The sequence below is a fragment of the Candidatus Protochlamydia sp. W-9 genome (assembly GCF_001950615.1).
In the GTDB taxonomy this organism is placed as follows: domain Bacteria; phylum Chlamydiota; class Chlamydiia; order Chlamydiales; family Parachlamydiaceae; genus Protochlamydia; species Protochlamydia amoebophila.
In genome coordinates this window covers 1-324 of the sequence record NZ_BCPZ01000286.1, presented here as the reverse complement: position 1 = coordinate 324, position 324 = coordinate 1, and the positions used below count along the sequence as shown (strand labels likewise).

Genomic DNA, 324 nt, shown 5'->3' with positions numbered 1-324 from the left:
CTTGTGATTAATCATCAGGCAGAAATTGTCGCATTTAAGTTGACAACTGGCAATAGGGATGATCATAAAATCGTTCCTGAAATGATAGGAGGGATAAAAGGAAAAGCATTCGCAGATAGAGAGGTTATTTCAGAAAAACTGACTCATACTCTAATGCAAAAGGGAATTCATTTTTTCACAAAAGTTAAGAAGATGAAAAATCAATGGATCACGTTAGTGGATAAACTCATGCTAAAAAAGAGGGCTATGATTGAAAGTGTGAATCATCTGTTGAAAAGTAACTGTCAGATAGAACAGCATCGGTACCGAAGTCGATGGAACTTT

General features: G+C 35.8%; 1 protein-coding gene. It reads left to right on the top strand.

From position 1 onward, the window contains the following. The coding region (locus tag BU804_RS08390) for a transposase (RefSeq protein WP_143298966.1) at positions 1–324 on the top strand (324 nt) is incomplete at both ends.